Origin of the sequence: Halorarius litoreus (genome assembly GCF_024362405.1) — an archaeon.
GTDB lineage: Archaea > Halobacteriota > Halobacteria > Halobacteriales > Haloarculaceae > Halorarius > Halorarius litoreus.
The window spans coordinates 3,365,348-3,382,159 of record NZ_CP101454.1; the positions used below are offsets into that span (position 1 = coordinate 3,365,348).

Consider the following 16,812-nt stretch of genomic DNA (forward strand, 5'->3'; position numbering starts at 1 on the left):
CGTTCGTGGCGAACAGGTGGCCCCTGCATCCGCGGCGGGTGGGCCACACGACCGCCGGGGGCCGCCGCGACCGAACTCACGTCACAGGGGGCGTGGCCGTGGCTTCGTATTTGAACTTAGTTGACGCCGAGCTGTCTCGCGATGGTGTTGAGCTGGATCTCGTCGGTCCCCTCGACGATCCGGAGGACGCGAGCCGACTCCAGTCGGTCCATGAACGGGTTGTCCTCGCTGAGCCCGTTCCCGCCGTGGACCTGCACCACGTCGTCAGCGATGTCGAACAGCACGTTCGCACAGAGGTACTTGACGACGGACGAGTCCATGATTGCCTGTTCGCCCTGGTCCATCTTCCACGCGAGTTTCAGACCAGCAGCGTCGGCAGCGTAGGCTTTGGCTTTCCCCTCGGCGATCTTGTGCGAGACGCCCTGAAACTTCCCGATGGGGCGACCGAACGCCTCGCGGTCGTTCGCGTACTCGACGGCGCGGTCGACGAGGAACTCGGCGTGCCCCATCGCACGGGCACCGATTTCCAGCCGACCGAGCGAGAGGAAGTCCATCGCGTCGTAGAACGCCGTGTCCACGCTGCCGAGCACGCGGTCTTCGGGAATACGGAGGTCGTTGAAGTGAATCTCGGCCTGCTGCCCCTTCATGCCGACCGCGTTGTTCATCGACCCGAGTTCGTACTCGCCCTCCTCGACGATGAAGCAGGTGATGCCGCCGTACCGGCCCATCTCCTCCTGCGGAGTGGTCCGGGCGAACACCTGCACGAAGTCAGCGTACGGGGCGTTCGTGATCCACTGTTTGGTCCCGTTGAGGACCCACTCGTCGCCGTCCTTCTCGGCCGTGGTCTCCATGTTCGGCGAGTCGGAGCCCACGCCGGGTTCCGTCTGGGCGAACGCCGTCGACTTCTCGCCCTCGACCGTGGGTTTCAGGTACTCGTCGATCTGGTCGCCCTCTGCCTGCATGAGCAGCGGTTTCGGCCCTTCGGGCCCGGCGAGGATGAACTCGGTGAGGCCGCCGCCCTTCGCGGCGACGTGTTTCAACATCCGATACCACGTGACGTTGGAGACGCCCTGCCCACCCACGTCCTCGGGGAGGTTCGCGGCGTAGAAGCCAGCGTCGGCCGACCGCTTCCGGACCGTTCGGATGGCGTCCAGCACGTCGGGGACGAACTGCCCGTTGACCTCGTGACGCAACCGGGGGTTCGACCACGTGTCGCCCAGCTCGTCCTGGAGCGGCTCGACTTCCTGCTCGACGAACTCGTCGAGCGACGAGAGGATGAGCCGCGTCTCCTCGTCGGTGTCGAAACTGACGCCACCCGTCGACGAGGCGGCTTCCTGTGTTGCCATACCACCACATGCGAGCATTCCCCCTTAACCCCTGCGCGCTGGCTGTGCGGCCCCTTATAAACTCGACCGGTGTTTCTCGTTGTAGCGGTCCGGCTACGCTTTTGGCCCTCCGCGTCCACGGTCGAGTATGCGACTCGATGGCGTACGCGTGTTGGACCTGACGAGACTGTTGCCGGGGCCGTACGCGAGCCAACTGCTCGTGGACATGGGTGCGGACGTGGTGAAGATCGAAGACACCGGCGCGGGCGACTACGCCCGCCACATGCCGCCCGCGACCAACGCGGGTCACGGAGCCCTGTTCGACGCTGTGAACCGCGGGAAACGGAGCATCGGTCTCGACCTCAAGAGCGAGGAGGGGAGGGAGGTGTTCTACCGGCTCGTCGAGGACGCAGACGTCGTCTTCGAGCAGTTTCGCCCCGGTGTCGTCGAGCGACTCGGCGTCGACTACGAGACGGTCCGCGAGTACAACGACGATGTCGTCTACTGCTCGCTGTCGGGGTACGGCCAGAACGGTCCACACGCCGAGATGGCCGGGCACGACCTCAACTACATCGGGCTGGCCGGCTTGCTCGACATGACGCGTGACTCTGAGGACGAGATGCCGCGGCTCCCCGGCTACCAGATCGCCGACATGGGTGGCGGACTGTTCGCGGCGTTCGCCATCGTCGGCGCACTCGCCTCTCGCGAACTCGGGAACACCGGCGGCGAGTACATCGACGTGGGGCTCACCGACGCCGTTGTCTCCTTCTCACAAGCACTCGCGCCGGAGGCATTAACTGGGGGAGACCCACGACCCGGCGAGACGCCGCTCACAGGGCAGTTCCCGTGGTACGACGTGTACGAGGCCAAGCAAGGATACGTCACGCTGGCTGCGCTCGAACCGCAGTTCTGGACGGCGTTCTGCGAGGCGGTCGACCGTGAGGAGTGGATTGGGACACATATGACACAGGACCGCGCCGAACGGGAGGCGCTCCGCGAGAGGCTCGAAACCCTGTTCGCCGAGCGCACGCGCGACGAGTGGGTCGAGTTCTTCGAGGGTATCGACGCCGCCGTCGACGGGGTCTACTCACCTGCGGAGACGTTCGAGCACCCACAGATCGAGGCGCGAAGCTACGTCGAACGGCCGGAGGACGGTCAGCCTCGGGTAGGCTTTCCGGCACGTGGCACGGAGATCGACCACGGTGAGTCCGCCGACGCACCGAGCCACGGCAGTGACACCGACACGCTCCTCCGGGAGGCGGGGTACGACGAGACCGACCTTGAGCGGCTCCGCGAGTCGGGGGTGGTGCTGTGACGCGCGGACTCCTCCTGCCGCTCGTCGGTCCCGATCCAGTCGAACTCGCGGTTCGGGCCGAAGCGCTCGGGTACGGCTCGGTCTGGCTGGGCGAACTCTGGGGAAGCAGTGCAGTCGTGACGCTCACTGGGGTCGCGACACAGACGGCCGACATCGAACTCGGCACGGCCATCCTCAACGTGTTCTCTCGGACGCCCGCCGTGCTCGCGATGACCGCGGCGTCGCTCGACGAGGCATCGGACGGACGGTTCACCCTCGGCGTGGGAACCTCGACCCCGAAGGCTGTCGAGGACCTCCACAGCATGTCCTTCGAGAACCCCGTCCGTCGCGCTCACGAGGCCATCGAACTCACGAAGCGGTTCCTCTCGACGGAAGGGCAGGTGGACTACGACGGCGAGGTGTTTCACGCCGCGGACTTCTCGTCGCTCGGTGCCGACGTCCCCATCTACCACGCGGCGCTCGGGAAAGCCAACAGGCGAGTGGTCGCGCGGCTCTGTGACGGCTGGATTCCCCACAACATCCCGTTCCCGGACCTCGGCGACGCGTTCGACTACATCCGCGACCACACGCCCGAGGACCGCGACCCCGATGACATCACCGTGATGCCGTACGTGCCGAGCGCCGTCTCCGAGGACCCCGAGGAGGCACGCGACGCGGTTCGGGGCCATATCGCCTACTACGTCGGCAACGGTGAAGGCTACCGGACGGCCGTCGCCGGACGCTTCCCCGACGAGGCGGACTGCGTGGCCGAGGCGTGGCGGAGCGGTGAGCGTGAAAAAGCGGCCGACCACGTCACCGACGAGATGGTCGCGGCACTCGGCGTGGCCGGAACCTCCGAGGAGGCGCGCGAGCAGTTCGACGCCGTCGAGTCCCTTCCAGCCGTCGACCGACCGCTCGTCACCATCCCGAACAACAGCACCCACCTCGCCGAACAGACGGTCGAGGCACTCGCACCGGACGCTACGTGAACATCGTGCGGAGCGCACTCCGCTTCAACAGCAGGAACCCGACGAACACGACGACGAACCCGAGGAGCGTGACGAGGGTGATCGGCTCGTTCAGCAGGAACACGCTGGCAATCGTGGCGACGATCGGCACGACGTACCCGACGAGGCTGGTCTCCACGGCGCCGTACCGGTCGAGCACGCGGAAGAACAGGATGAACGCGATGGCGGTCGCGAACACGCCGAGGTAGATGACGGCCCCGACGGCGGCGAGTGGGTAGTCGAGGGCGACCTGTTCGCCGAGCCCGAGGCTCACGAGGTGCAACAGGACGGCGCCGACCAGCATCGACCACGCCGCCCGTGGGGTGGCGTCGAGCGAGGAATCGGCCTGCTGGACGACGACACCGCCGAGCGAGACGCCCGCGACCTGGAGTAGCACCAGCAACCGGCCGACGATGTCGCCGCTGACGAGGTTCTCCGGGGTCGGTCGAACGACCAGTCCGACCCCGACAAAGCCGAGGAGGATTCCGAGGAACCCGACGGCCGAGACGCGCTCGCCGAGCAGGAGCAGCGCCCATAGCGCCGTCGCGATGGGGACGAGCCCCTGGAGGATGGCGGCGACGCCCGCCGGAACCGTCTGCTGACCGATGAACAGGAAGCCGTTCGCACCGATGAGGAACAGTCCACCGCCGACGACGGCCTCGTAGTCGCCGCGGCTCTCGGGCTTCCAGCCCGCCCCTGTCACGGCCACAGCGAGCAACAGCACGGCCGCGATGTCGTAACGGAACGACGCGAACAACAGCGGCGGGATGTTCTCCAGCCCGATGCTGATCGCCGGAAAGGAGAGGCCCCACAGCAGCGAGAGGAGGGCAAACGGAGCGAGGGCGCGGAGACGGGACACACGCGGAGTTGGTGAGGTGGCCCGAAAACGGTGGCGTTCCAACTGCGATAGCGAACAGGCGGCCCGACTGCAACCATGGATGGGTGGGCCGCGCCACTCCCTCGTTCCATCCACGGCGACGGCTACGTCACGGGAGAGGGTGGCCGCGGTCCGATACTTCAACCTTCGGCAGCGTCGCGGCACCGCGAGACGTGTAAAAAGTGGACTTTTAGAAGCTGAACAGGTCGATACCGCCAGTCACACCGACGACCTGGCCGGTGACGTAGTTCGCCTGCTCGGAGCAGAGGAACGCGATGGTGTTCGAGACGTCCTCCTCGCGGCCGAGCCGGCGCATCGGCGTCGCCTTCGCGATGCGGGCGAAGTGCTCGTCCATCTGTTCGAGCTGGTCGATGGGGAGGTCGGCGAGCGCGCCGACGACGATGCTCGGGGCGATGACGTTCGAGGTGATGCCGTGCTGAGCACCTTCGAGGGCGAGCGTCTTGCCGAACCCGATGAGCGCGGCCTTCGTCGCGGAGTACGACGCCTGGCCGAAGCCGCCCTGCCAGCCGGCCATCGAGGACATGTTGACGATGCGGCCCCACTCGCGCTCCTTCATCTTGGGGAACACCTCGCGGGTGATGTTGTACGTCCCCGTGAGGTTGATGGCCATGTCGCGGTCCCAGATCTCGTCGTCGAAGTTCTCGATACGGTCACGGGCGTCGACCATCCCGGCGTTGTTGACGAGGATGTCGATGCCACCGGTCTCCTCCTCGAGCGCGTCGACGGTGTTGCCGACGGCGTCGCGGTCCGTGAGGTCACACTCGATGGCGTGCGCCTCGCCGTCGTAGTCGCCGTCGTTGATCTCGTCGGCGATACCCTGCGCAGCGTCTTCCTTCACGTCGAGGACGACGACGTCCGCGCCTTCCTGGGCGAGGACACGACAGTCCTCGCTCCCGATTCGACCTGCACCGCCGGTGACGATGGCGGTCTTGTCGTCGAGTCCGAAGTCCATTGCGGGCGACGTATCCACTCACCCGGAGTTAACAGTTTGGTAAGACGCAACCCCGAAGCTTCATTGCCGATACTGGTCGTTGAGAGTGTAGGAGGCGGCCCAGTCATTCTCCGGCGGAGCGGCGACACGGCAGGGCAGCCACGCATCATGACCACGCACCACGACAGAACGGGGGAGGAGCCGCGCGCCGAGCGGCTCGGACTCGTCACGGCCGACGAGGCGTTCGCCACGGCGATGGAGGAAACGCTCGACCGCGAGAGCCGACTGGTCGAGACGCTCTCGACGATGGAGACACTCCACACGCGACTCGAGGAGACCTGTTTCGACGGACTGGTCCTGGACCACGACGGGGAGCGGGTGGACGCCGTGACCCTCACCAGTGCGGTCAGGCAGGTCGACGCTGGGGTTCCGGTGGTCGTCGTGGCAAGCGCGAACGCCGGGCGCGTTGCGAGCGACGTCCTGGCCGCAGGAGCGACGACCTTCGTCGCACGCGAGGCCACAGCCGAGACCGGGGCTGTCGCGGCGCGCCTCGAAACGGCCCCTGAAGCGGGTCGTGGCGTCGGTGCGAACGCGACCGATCGCGCTGCGACGTACCGGTCGCTGGTCGACGACGCGCTCGTGTCGGGTGACGTCGGGCTGGTGGTCTCGGACGAGGAAGGGAGGGTCCGATGGGTGACGGACGCCGTCGGGACGTTCTTCGACGTTCCGGCGAGTCGGTTGGTCGGGGCCAACCGCCGGACGGTGGTTCGAGAGCAGTTTGCCCCGGCCGTGACGGAGACGAGCGCATTCGCCGGCCACCTGCTCGACCCGGGAGGAGACGGCCTGCTGGTCCGGAGTGCCGGCGTCGAGGACGCACGGTGGCTCGACTGCCGGAGTACGACGCTGCTCGGCGGGCCGGTCGCCGGTGGACAACTCGACCGGTTCGTCGACGTGACGCGGTTCGTCCGTCGGGACGACGGGCTCCGCGAACTCCAGCGGCTGATGGTGACCGACGACTCGTTCGCCGAGCGGCTCCACGAGGTGCTGAATCTCGGCTCACAACGACTCGACCTCCCGTACGGGTTCGTCACCGCCATCGACGACGGGACACAGGACGTCCTCGACGCGGTTGGGGACCACGAACTCCTCCAGCCTGGGCAGTCCGCGCCGCTCTTGCAGACGTACTGTCGACGGACGCTCGCCGCGGACGGGCTGATAACCCTTCCCGATGCTGTCGAGGCGGGCTGGGAGAACGACCCCGCCTACGAGACGTTCGGGCTGGGCGCGTACATCGGCGCACCCATTCGCATCGCGGGAGACCACTACGGAACGCTCTGTTTTGCATCGAGTGAACCCCGAGAGGCGCTCGCCGACGACGAAGAACTGTTCGTCGAGTTCGCCGCCTCGTGGGCCGGCTGGGAGCTCGAACGCTACGGCACCGCGCTGGACTAATCGCCGCGGGCGATCGCAGGAACCCGACTGAGGTCGTCGACGACGTAGTCCGCCTTCGGACCGGCGGCCGCTTCGCCGTACGCCACCGTATCGAGTCCGGCGTCCTTGGCGCCTGCAACGTCGTGTTCGTATCGGTCCCCGACCATCAGGCCGGCACCGGGGTCACCCCCCCACGCGTCGAGCGCGTCTTCGAACATCCGGGCGTCGGGCTTGGTGTAGCCGACGGCCTCACTTGTGGTGATGTGGTCGAAGGTGTCTCGAAGCCCGAACGTCTCGAGCATGTTCTCCATCTCCCGGTCGTCGATGTCCGAGACGATGCCGAGGTAGAACCCGGCCTCGTCGAGGTCGTGGATGGCGTCGACGACACCCGGCTCCGCCCGCATCGCCTCGGCGGTCGCTGACTCGAACAGGGGCCACCACTCCTCGTTGGCGGGCGGTTCGCCGTCGAAGACGGCGGCGGTGGCCTTCACGTACCCCTCGCGCGCGCTCCGGAACTCCGTGCCGTCGCGGGCTTTGAAATGTGTTCCGAGCGTCGACTTCCACTCGTCGACTGTCGCCTCGAACAGGAGGTCGTACTCGGTCGTGAGGTCGCGCAGGAACGTGGCGTAGCCCTCGCGAATGCTCTGCAGTTCGACGATGACACCGCCGATATCCCAGAAGACGGCGTCGTATCGAGCCTCTTTCATACTGAGTCGTAGTAACGCACGCCGTCGTCCAGCGTCGCGGTCGCACGTCCCTCACGTTCCAGGTGCGCGAGCGCGCTCATCGTCTCGGGGATCAGGTAGCGAATCGAGCGGTCGCCCGCGAGCGACAGCGCGATGCCGGGGACCGTCCGGAGCCCCTGTTCGAGCTGGCCCTCGACGCGGTCGAGCTGCCGGTCGAGGCTGGCCCGGTCGCGCTCCAGCGCATCGTGGAACTCCTCGTGTACCGGGCCGTGGCCGGGATAGACGCGGTCGACCTCGAACTCGTCGAGTCGGTCGAGCGCCGTGTAGAAGGCGTCGAACGCGTCGACGTAGCCGTCGTCGAGCCCGTCGTGCATCACGATGGGACGGAACGGTTCGATAGCCATGTCGCCCGCGAGCAGCGCGCGCTCGCCGTTCAGTTCGGTGAGATAACACAGATGGTCGGCCTGATGGCCCGGCGTGTGGATGGCCTCAGCAGAGAGTGGACCGAGATCGACCGGCCCAGGGTCGAGCCAGACGTCGACGGATTCGGGTGGGAGAAGTTCGGCGTTACGGCGAAGCGACTCGACGGCCATCTCGACGGCCTCGTCGAGCTGGTCGCCGGCAAGCCCGGCCTCGCGCGCGTTCGTCCGGACGCGCTCCGCGAGCGCGTCGGGGTCACGTGAGAAGCGTTCGCGAACGCTCGACGGGGCGTACACCGTCGGGTCCGTGGCGTCCAGAATCCGTGGGACCTGCCCGACGTGGTCGAGGTGCGGATGGGTCACCACCAGATGCTCGATGTCCTCGATGTCGTAGCCGGCGTCCCGGAGCCCGTCGTCGAGCGCTGCGTCGGGGTCGCCGTAGCCGAACTCGGCCGGCATGCCGGCGTCGACGAGCACCGGTTCGTCCACGTCGAGCAGGTACGCCGCGGCGTGGCCCGGCGGCCAGTCGACGGCGAACTCGATGCGCCGGACGGTCGACAGTCGCTGCTCGTTCATTCGTTGGAAAGTGACGACGGCAGACAATAAGCGTTCGCTTGCGCGCAATTCGATGCTCGTTGTGGCCGATTTCGCCACCACAACCGTCGACACGAGCGCGAATAGCTTTATTAACAACGGCTCCAAATCTGCCACTCGAAGTTTCCAACGTAAACAATGACGACGAATCAACGTTTCAGCGTAGCGGGCGAGACCGCGGTCATCACCGGGTCGAGCCAGGGTATCGGGAAGGTCACCGCCGAGCTGTTCGCCCAGGAGGGGGCGAACGTCGTCGTCTCCTCGCGGTCACAGGAGAAGATCGACGCGGTAGTCGAGGGCATCAACGAGAGCGACGCGCCCGGCCGGGCCGTCGCCGTCGAGTGCGACGTCCGCGAGCGCGACTCCGTCGAGGCGCTCATGGACGCGACCGTCGAGGAGTTCGGCTCGATCGACGTGCTCGTCAACAACGCCGGCGCGTCGTTCATGGCCGGCTTCGACGACATCTCCGAGAACGGCTGGGAGACCATCGTCGACATCAACCTCACCGGCACCTACCACTGCACACAGGCTGCCGGTGCGCACATGCAAGAGCAGGACGACGGCGGGGTCGTCATCAACTTCGCGTCCGTCGCGGGCACGAAGGGCTCGCCGTACATGAGCCACTACGGCGCGGCGAAGGCCGGCGTCGTCAACCTCACCACCACGCTCGGCTACGAGTACGCCCCCCACGACATCCGGGTGAACTGCATCGCCCCCGGCTTCGTCGCCACGCCGGGCGTCGCCACGCAGATGGGCATCGACGCCGAGGACGTCGACCGCGACACCGTGCGGCGACGGATGGGCCTCTCGGAGGAGATCGCCGACATCGTCCAGTTCCTCGCGAGCGATGCCTCCTCGTACATGGTCGGCGAGACCATCACGGTCAAGGGCGTCCCGGACATCGAAGAGTCGCCAGAAGTATAACGGAGGCATCCAGGTAGCTACCATGATAGACCGTGACGTGTTCCTGCCGGTCGCCGCACAGCCCAGCGTCGACGCGCTCGTGGAGATGGCCCAGCGCGCCGAAGCGCTGACCTACGATATGGCGTGGCTGCCCGAGACGTGGGGCCGCGACGCCGTGACCGTCCTCACCAGCATCGCCCACGGCACCGAGGAGATCGACATCGGCACCTCCATCATGCCCATCTACTCGCGGTCGCCGGCGCTCATCGGGCAGACCGCCGCCACCCTGCAAGAGGTCTCGGACGGGCGGTTCCGCCTCGGGCTCGGCCCTTCCGGGCCCATCGTCATCCAGAACTGGCACGGCGTCGAGTACGGCAACCCCCTCAAGCGCACCCGCGAGACCGTCGACGTGGTGAAGCAGGTGCTCTCGGGTGAAGAAGTCGAGTACGACGGCGACTACTTCGACCTCTCGGGCTTTCGGCTGCGCTGTGACGCCCCCGACCCCGCCCCGAAGGTCGACACCGCCGGAATGGGGCCGAAGGCCGTCGAACTCGCCGGGCGGTTCGCGGACGGCTGGCACGGCCTGATGCTCACGCGGGAGGGACTCCGCGACCGCTACGAGGACCTCGAACGCGGGGCCGAACTCGGTGACAAGGACGTCGACGACGTGCGCGTCACGATGTCCCTGACGTGCTGTGCACTGGAGGACGGCGAGCGGGCGAAGGAGCTCGTGACCCAGCATTCGGTGTTCTACATCGGCGGCATGGGGACCTTCTACCGCGACTCGCTCGCCCGCCAGGGCTACGAGGACGCCGCCCATGCCATCTACGACGCGTGGCAGGCGGGCGAGCGGGCCGAGGCGATGCAGCGGTTCCGCGAGGAAGGGTTCCTCGAGAAGGCAGCAGTTGCGGGCACCCCCGAGGAAGCGCGCGAGCAACTCGCAGCGTGGGAGGCGATGGACGAGGTCGACGCCGTCTCGGTTTCGTTCCCTCGGGCCGCCGAACTGGAGGACATCGAAGCGACGATGGACGCGCTCGCACCGCAGAGCTAAATCCCCGGGCGTCGACTCCCCGTCACGATGTACGAGCGCATTCTCGTGCCGACCGATGGAAGCGCCGAGGGGACCGCCGCGTTCGACCACGCGGTCGACCTCGCTGCGGCCGTCGGCGCGGCCGTCACCGTCCTCTACGTCGCAGACACGAACAGCGATAGCGTCACCCTCGTCGGCGGCGAGGTCGTCGACGCGCTCGAACAGGAAGGGGAGCGAATCGTCGCCGAGAGTGTCGAGCGGGCGAGCGACTCGGGCGTCGCGGTCACGACGGCCGTCGAGCAAGGGGACCCGCCGGCGACCATCCTCGACTACGCCGACCGCGAGGGGTGTGACCTCATCGTCATCGGGGCCCGCGGGAGCCGTGGCGTCCGCGACTACCTCCTCGGGAGCACGACCGAGCGCGTTGTGCGCGGGACGACGACGCCCGTGTTGACCATCACCCCCGAGGAGGAGTGAGGGACGGTCGTCCCGACGGTCCCCACGGACCCGTCGACCGGCTCGTCCGCGCGACGACCACACCGCTGGGTCTCATGGTCGCCGTCGGGCTGTTCCTCTTCGCCGTCCAACTCCTCGGCGGGGCGACCGAAGCGCTCTCGCCGCTCATCGAACGGCTCCTGCGGCGGGCGCTCGTCGGGCCGTTCCCGGCGCTCGGCATCGGCTGGCTCGCCTCGTACCTGCTCGCGAACGGGTCGGTCGTCGCCGCGCTCGCCGTCTCGCTGTTCGCTGCCGACCTCGTGACGCCCACCGAGCTGTTCCTGCTCGTCTCGGGGTCGCGGCTGGGAGCCGCCGGCGTCGTGCTGTTCATCGGGGCGCTCGACTTCCTCGCCCGACGCGAAGCCGGGCTCCGCGAGTCGCTGCGACTCGGCGTGCTCACGTTCGTCTGTACGTACGCTGTGTTCGTCCCGAGCACGGTCGTCGGCTACCTCGCGCTCCCGTGGGCGGACCCGCTCGTGGCGCTGTTCTCGGGCGTCACCGGGCTCCTGATTCGGTCGCTCAGCATGCTCCGGCCGGTCGCACTCGGCATCGTCGACCAGCTCGGAGCCACAGGGGGGTTCCTGCTCGCGGTGGTCCTGCTGCTCGTCAGCCTCCGGCTGTTCGACCGAACGTTCGCCCGTCTCGACACGGACCACCTCCGCGACCGGTACTTCGGCTATCTCTCCCGGGTATGGCTCTCGTTTCTCGCGGGGCTGCTATTGACTGGTATCACGACGAGCATCACGTTCTCGCTCGGCGTCGTCGTCCCGCTCTATAACCGCGAGTACCTCACCCGGCGCGAGACCGTCCCCTACATCCTCGGGGCGAACATCGGGACGTTCTCCGACACGCTCGTCGTCGCCGTGGTCCTCGAGTCGCCGGTCGCCGTGGCGACCGTCGCCGCCGTGATGGGGCTCGGGCTCGCCGTCACCCTGGTCGCGCTGCTCCGGTTCGAGTGGTTCTATCGACGGGTGAGAGCGATACAGATGCGAATCGTCACCGACCGCCGCGTGTTCGTTGCGTTCCTCCTCGGAATCGGGGTCGTGCCGCTGGGGCTGACGCTGTTGCGGACGGGGTAGCGACCACCGAACGACGGCTCAGTCGTCGGCGGGTTTGACCTGCTCGGCGAACTTCTCACGGACCTTCCGAATCTTCGGGTCGGCGTTGAACTGGCAGTAGCCGTCCGCGGGGTTCTTCTCGTAGTAGTCCTGGTGGTACTCCTCGGCCTCCCAGAACGTGTCGAGCGGTTCGACTTCGGTGACGATGTCGTCGTCGTAGACGCCCTCCGATTCGAGCCCCTCGATGAACGCCTCGACCGCCTGTTTCTGGGCGTCGTCGTGGTAGAGGACGATGGAGCGGTACTGGCTGCCCACGTCCGGCCCCTGTCGGTTGAGGGTCGTCGGGTCGTGAATCATGAAGAACACCTCCAGCAGCTTCTCGTAGGAGAGCTTCGCGGGGTCGTACTCGACCTGCACGACCTCGGCGTGGCCGGTCGTCTCTCGGCACACCTCCTTGTACGTCGGGTTGTCCTTGTGGCCCCCCGCGTAGCCGGAGGTCACCTCGTGGACGCCGTCGAGTTCCTTGAGTGCGGCCTCGGTACACCAGAAGCAGCCGCCGCCGAACGTCGCAGTCTCGGTCATACCCACGATAGGGGTCCCAGCCGCTTTTACCCTCCGGCGGCGGTACAAAAGTCGCCTGCATCCATGGGGACCAACTATATGACGGCCCCACCGCAGGAACTGCTATGAGCGACTACACGGGCGCCGACCTGTTCGTCGACACGCTCGAACAGTACGGCGTCAGCCACGTGTTCGGCAACCCCGGCACGACCGAACTGCCGGTGATGGAGGCTCTCTCAGGCTCCGAGCTAGAGTACGTCCTCGCTCTGCAGGAGGACATCGCCGTCGGGATGGCCGCCGGCTACGCGCAGACTCGCCGTTACCACAGCCACCACGACGACGCCATCATGCCAGCCGGCGTCGTCAACCTCCACATCACGCCGGGGCTCGCCCACGGCATCGGTAACACTTACGGCGCGGAGTTCGCCGGTGCCCCCTTGGTACTCACGGCGGGCAACCACGAGCTCGACTTCCGCCACGAGAAACCCCTCCTCACGGGGGACCTCGAACAGATGGTCGACCAGTTCTGCAAAGACAGCGCCGAGGTGACGCACATCGACGCGCTCCCGATGCTCCTCCGACGGGCGTTCCGGACGGCGCTGACTCCTCCGACAGGCCCCGTGTTCCTCGGGCTCCCGGTCGACGTGATGATGGAGGAGACCGAGGCCGCCCCACAGCGGCTCGGCCCCATCCCCGACGCTGGTGCGGGCGACCCGCGACAGATCTCTGCGGCCGCGGAACACCTGGTCGACGCCGACAACCCCGTCATCGTGCTCGGCGATCACGTCGCCCGCGCGGGGAGCGAGGCTGTCGACGCCGCCGTTCGGCTCGCAGAGGCGACGGGCGCGCGCATCCACGGGGAGATTCTCGCCTGCGAGGTGAACTTCCCGACCACCCACGACCAGTGGATCTCCTTCATCGGCCCGGACGAGGGCATCGCGTCGATGCTGATGAACACGGACACGCTCGCGTTCGTCGGCTGTTCGACCAACACGACGCTCCTCCGACACGAGAACCCCCTCGTCCCCGACGATGCTACGACCATCCACGTCTCGCAGGACGCCTACGAGGTCGGGAAGAACGAACCGGCAGACGCCGCGGTCGTCGGTGACCCCGGCCGCGTGATGGACGCCATCGCCGCCCAGGTCGAGGGGCGACTTGACGAGGAGACGCGCCAGGAGCGGCTCCAGTACGTCGAGACGATGAAGTCCTCGCTCGCCGGGACGATGAAGCAGCTCGGCGAGGACCCCAAACCGGAGGGAGACACCCGCTCGTCGAAGGCCGAACTCGTCGACACGATGAGCGAGGTCTGCCCGGACGCCTACGTCGTCGACGAGGGCATCACCTCGAAGTTCGCGCTGCTCACGCGCTTCGACTTCGAGGCCGAGCAGTACGTCTCGAACAAGGGTGGCGGGCTGGGCTACGGCCTCCCGGCGAGCGTCGGCGCAGCTATCGCCGAGTCACAGACCGACGACCCGCGTGACGTGGTCGGCTACATCGGCGACGGCTCGTACCTGTACTACCCGAACACGCTCTATACGGCCGCGCGTCACGACGTGGACCTCACCGTCGTCGTCCCGGACAACCGCAACTACCGCATCCTGAAAGACAACACGAACACGATGCTCGGCGGGACGGACGAGGACCACGAGTTCGTCGGGATGGACTTCGACCCGCACGTCGACATCCCCGCGAACGCCGAGAGCCACGGCGCACGGGGGCACCTCGTCGAGACGCCCGACGATATCGCCGACGTGCTGGCAGAGGCGATCGACACGTCAGGCCCGGACGTCCTCGACGTCCTTGTCCACGACTGAGTTACCGCTTCAGTCGGACCTCGTCGTCGGTGATGTGGTCGACGTTCGACGACTCCAGCGGGTAGGTGTCCTCGTCGATATCCCCCCAGCCGAACCGGGAGAGCACCTTGTCGGCGATGCTCGGGTCGGGGTCGACGTACCCGGTCCCGTCTCGCACGGTTGTGATCATGCCGACCTTGTTGCCGTTCTCGTCTACGACGCGTTTCCCTTCGTCTTTCTCGGTTAGTGTTTGGCTCATGGGGTGTACCCCGGGCGAGACAGTTTACCGGTGCTGAAAAAGCGGTAGAATCGTTCAGATGGTTACGCGCTCGTAAGCTGCGGCGACGTCGAGAAAGCCGACCGTACTGTCAGTTCCCTTTGCGACCGTAACCTCGGCTTTCGAAACGACAGGAAACACTTATTCCTGGGAAGGCGAACGGACAGTCGATTGATGGCGACGTCCGACCAGTCGGCGGGTGCGACGGGGGGAATCGATCTACGGGGGGACGACCCGCGCCTGACGGAACGGTTCCTCAGGCGCGTCGACCGGGGCAGTGACGACCCGGTGTGGCTCGTGGGGGTCGTCCACGACCACCCAGCGAGCGTCCACCGTGCGCGTTCGGTGGTCCAGGCGACGAATCCCGACGTGCTCGCGATCGAGGTGCCACCGCTCGCCGCACCGCTGTTCGAGCAGTACGCGACCGACGGCCACGAGCCGCCGCGGCTCGGCGGGGAGTACAGCGCCGCCATACAGGCGGCGCCCGGCGCCCGCGTCGTCGGCATCGACGCTCCGAACCGCCGGTTCTTCGCGGCGCTCTCGCGGACGTGTCTCGACGAGCGCGTCTCGCTGTCGACGGCCCGACGGCTGGCCGACGGCGTGGCCGACGCCTCGCGGACGGCAGTCACGGCCCGACTGCTCGCGGCCGTCTCGGCTGCAACGTCGTACACCGCTGCTGCGGACCGGGCGTTCGACCACGACCACGACTGCTCGTCCCGTGACGACGCCGAGACGCAGGCTGCCGCCGAACGAGCGGTGGTCGACCGAATCGAGAAGACGCTCGCCGTACTGGACCGTCCCGCCGCACTCAGAATCCGCGACGAGACCCGAGAGGCGTGTATGAGCCGGCGCATCGCCGAACTGTCGACGAGTGGGGTCGTCGTCGCTGTCGTCGGCGTCGGTCACCTCGACGCCCTGGCCGACGGGCTCAGCGAGACGGCGTGAGCCCTAGCTACAGCAGCCCGTCGGCGATGATGTTCTTCTGAATCTCGGAGGTGCCGTCGTAGATCTTCGTGATACGCGCGTCCCGGTAGTAGCGCTCGACGTCGTGGTCGGCGACGTAACCGGCGCCGCCGTGGACCTGGATGGCCTCGTCGGTCACGTCGACGGCGTGCTCCGAGCAGAACAGTTTCGCCATCGACGCGAGTCGCGTCGCCTCGGCGTCGTCGCCGGACTCGATGGCGGCGCCTGCACGGTAAGCGAGCGACCGCCCGGCCTCGATGCTCGTCGCCATCTCCGCCAGCTTGTGGCGGATGGCCTGGAACTCCCCGATGGGGCGGTCGAACTGCTCGCGCTCCTGTGCGTAGGCGACCGCTGCGTCGAACGCCGCCTGTGCGACGCCCGTGGCCTGTGCAGCCACGTCGGCGCGGGCGGGCGCGAAGAACTCCATCAGCTGGTAGAACCCCCGGTTCAGCTCGCCGACGACGTTCTCCTCGGGCACCCGGAGACCGTCGAGGACGATTTCGGCGGTGTCCTGTGCCCGAATCCCGAGCTTGTTGTCGATGCGCGTCGCCCGGTAGCCGTCGACGTCCGTCTCGGTGAGGAACGCTGTGATGCCACGGTGGCCCGCAGCAGGGTCGGTCTTCGCCATCACGATGGCGACGTCGGCGACCGTCCCGTTGGTGATCCACATCTTGGTGCCGTCGATGACCCACTCGTCGCCGTCCTTCTCCGCGCGGGTCTCCATCCCCGCGACGTTCGAGCCGTGCGCGGGCTCCGAGATGCCCGTGGCGATGGGCGTCTCGCCGCCCGTAATCTTCGAAAGCCACTCGTCTTTCATCCACTCGTCGCCGTACTCGTGTATCATCCCCGTCCCGAAGTCCGCCGCGGCGATGGCGCCACCGACGCCGGGGTCCGCGCGCCACAGCTCCTCGGTGACGACGAGCGTCGAAATCGCATCCATCCCTGCGCCACCGTAGGCCTCGGGAACGTGGGGCGCGACGAACCCGAGGGCTGCAGCTTCCTGTCGGAGCTGTTCAGGATACCGCTCCTCGGCCTCGTACTCGCTGGCGACGGGTCGAATCTCGCCCTCGCCGAACCGCCGGACTGCGTCGCGGACGGCCTCCTGTTCGGAGGTAAGCTGAAAACTCATGGGCAGACTTCCGCC

The 16,812-nt window shown here is 67.3% G+C and carries 17 protein-coding genes; 9 read left to right on the plus strand and 8 right to left on the minus strand.

Annotated features, from left to right (window positions below; all coding sequences use genetic code 11):
* Positions 1 to 116: 116 nt before the first annotated feature.
* On the minus strand, positions 117 to 1,346 hold the full coding sequence (locus tag NL126_RS17820) for an acyl-CoA dehydrogenase family protein (RefSeq protein ID WP_255196228.1): 1,230 nt from the start codon (positions 1,344 to 1,346) through the stop codon (positions 117 to 119).
* A 127-nt stretch (positions 1,347 to 1,473) separates the two neighbouring features.
* Between NL126_RS17820 and NL126_RS17825 the strand changes: the two genes are divergently transcribed.
* Entirely contained in the window at positions 1,474 to 2,640 is a 1,167-nt protein-coding gene (locus tag NL126_RS17825) for a CaiB/BaiF CoA transferase family protein (RefSeq protein WP_255196229.1), read from the plus strand.
* A complete protein-coding gene (locus NL126_RS17830; RefSeq protein ID WP_255196230.1) occupies positions 2,637 to 3,608 on the plus strand; it encodes an LLM class flavin-dependent oxidoreductase in 972 nt (323 codons plus the stop codon). Before NL126_RS17825 ends, NL126_RS17830 begins: the two co-directional genes overlap by 4 nt.
* Here the strand turns inward: NL126_RS17830 and NL126_RS17835 are convergent.
* Positions 3,601 to 4,485 (minus strand): DMT family transporter, encoded by an 885-nt coding sequence (locus NL126_RS17835; protein WP_255196231.1) that lies wholly within the window; start codon positions 4,483 to 4,485, stop codon positions 3,601 to 3,603. The genes NL126_RS17830 and NL126_RS17835 overlap by 8 nt on opposite strands.
* A 208-nt stretch (positions 4,486 to 4,693) precedes the next feature.
* Positions 4,694 to 5,476: an SDR family NAD(P)-dependent oxidoreductase gene (locus tag NL126_RS17840; protein ID WP_255196232.1), complete on the minus strand. Its 783-nt coding sequence runs from the start codon at positions 5,474 to 5,476 to the stop codon at positions 4,694 to 4,696.
* A gap of 147 nt (positions 5,477 to 5,623) precedes the next feature.
* Between NL126_RS17840 and NL126_RS17845 the strand changes: the two genes are divergently transcribed.
* Positions 5,624 to 6,907 (plus strand): GAF domain-containing protein, encoded by a 1,284-nt coding sequence (locus NL126_RS17845; protein ID WP_255196233.1) that lies wholly within the window; start codon positions 5,624 to 5,626, stop codon positions 6,905 to 6,907.
* On the opposite strand, the gene NL126_RS17850 is transcribed toward NL126_RS17845, so the two are convergent.
* Entirely contained in the window at positions 6,904 to 7,593 is a 690-nt protein-coding gene (locus tag NL126_RS17850; protein WP_255196234.1) for an HAD family hydrolase, read from the minus strand. The two genes, NL126_RS17845 and NL126_RS17850, sit on opposite strands and share 4 nt — an antisense overlap.
* On the minus strand, positions 7,590 to 8,567 hold the full coding sequence (locus tag NL126_RS17855) for an MBL fold metallo-hydrolase (protein ID WP_255196235.1): 978 nt from the start codon (positions 8,565 to 8,567) through the stop codon (positions 7,590 to 7,592). The genes NL126_RS17850 and NL126_RS17855 overlap by 4 nt, the downstream gene beginning before the upstream one ends.
* 156 nt (positions 8,568 to 8,723) lie before the next feature.
* On the opposite strand from NL126_RS17855, the gene NL126_RS17860 reads away from it, so the two are divergent.
* The 4 genes from NL126_RS17860 to NL126_RS17875 are packed head-to-tail and all read left to right on the plus strand — an operon-like array spanning position 8,724 to position 12,092.
* Positions 8,724 to 9,509: an SDR family NAD(P)-dependent oxidoreductase gene (locus NL126_RS17860; RefSeq protein WP_255196236.1), complete on the plus strand. Its 786-nt coding sequence runs from the start codon at positions 8,724 to 8,726 to the stop codon at positions 9,507 to 9,509.
* A gap of 22 nt (positions 9,510 to 9,531) precedes the next feature.
* Positions 9,532 to 10,539: a TIGR04024 family LLM class F420-dependent oxidoreductase gene (locus NL126_RS17865; protein WP_255196237.1), complete on the plus strand. Its 1,008-nt coding sequence runs from the start codon at positions 9,532 to 9,534 to the stop codon at positions 10,537 to 10,539.
* Positions 10,540 to 10,566: 27 nt separating this feature from the next.
* Positions 10,567 to 10,995: a universal stress protein gene (locus NL126_RS17870; RefSeq protein WP_255196238.1), complete on the plus strand. Its 429-nt coding sequence runs from the start codon at positions 10,567 to 10,569 to the stop codon at positions 10,993 to 10,995.
* Positions 10,992 to 12,092, plus strand: a complete 1,101-nt coding sequence (locus NL126_RS17875) for a sodium:phosphate symporter (RefSeq protein WP_255196239.1) — start codon at positions 10,992 to 10,994, stop codon at positions 12,090 to 12,092. The genes NL126_RS17870 and NL126_RS17875 overlap by 4 nt, the downstream gene beginning before the upstream one ends.
* 18 nt (positions 12,093 to 12,110) lie before the next feature.
* Here the strand turns inward: NL126_RS17875 and msrA are convergent, their stop codons facing one another.
* On the minus strand, positions 12,111 to 12,653 hold the full coding sequence (gene msrA, locus NL126_RS17880) for a peptide-methionine (S)-S-oxide reductase MsrA (RefSeq protein WP_255196240.1): 543 nt from the start codon (positions 12,651 to 12,653) through the stop codon (positions 12,111 to 12,113).
* A gap of 104 nt (positions 12,654 to 12,757) precedes the next feature.
* Between msrA and NL126_RS17885 the strand changes: the two genes are divergently transcribed.
* Positions 12,758 to 14,449 (plus strand): thiamine pyrophosphate-binding protein, encoded by a 1,692-nt coding sequence (locus tag NL126_RS17885; protein ID WP_255196241.1) that lies wholly within the window; start codon positions 12,758 to 12,760, stop codon positions 14,447 to 14,449.
* 1 nt (position 14,450) lies between these two features.
* Here NL126_RS17885 and NL126_RS17890 read toward each other — a convergent pair whose 3' ends face one another.
* The gene (locus NL126_RS17890) at positions 14,451 to 14,687 is read right to left on the minus strand and encodes a DUF8593 domain-containing protein (protein ID WP_255196242.1); all 237 of its coding nucleotides are present in this window, start codon (positions 14,685 to 14,687) and stop codon (positions 14,451 to 14,453) included.
* Positions 14,688 to 14,879: 192 nt separating this feature from the next.
* Here NL126_RS17890 and NL126_RS17895 point away from each other — a divergent pair, with 192 nt between their 5' ends.
* A complete protein-coding gene (locus tag NL126_RS17895) occupies positions 14,880 to 15,650 on the plus strand; it encodes a hypothetical protein (protein WP_255196243.1) in 771 nt (256 codons plus the stop codon).
* 7 nt (positions 15,651 to 15,657) lie between these two features.
* Here NL126_RS17895 and NL126_RS17900 read toward each other — a convergent pair whose 3' ends face one another.
* A complete protein-coding gene (locus NL126_RS17900) occupies positions 15,658 to 16,797 on the minus strand; it encodes an acyl-CoA dehydrogenase family protein (RefSeq protein ID WP_255196244.1) in 1,140 nt (379 codons plus the stop codon).
* Positions 16,798 to 16,812: the final 15 nt, after the last annotated feature.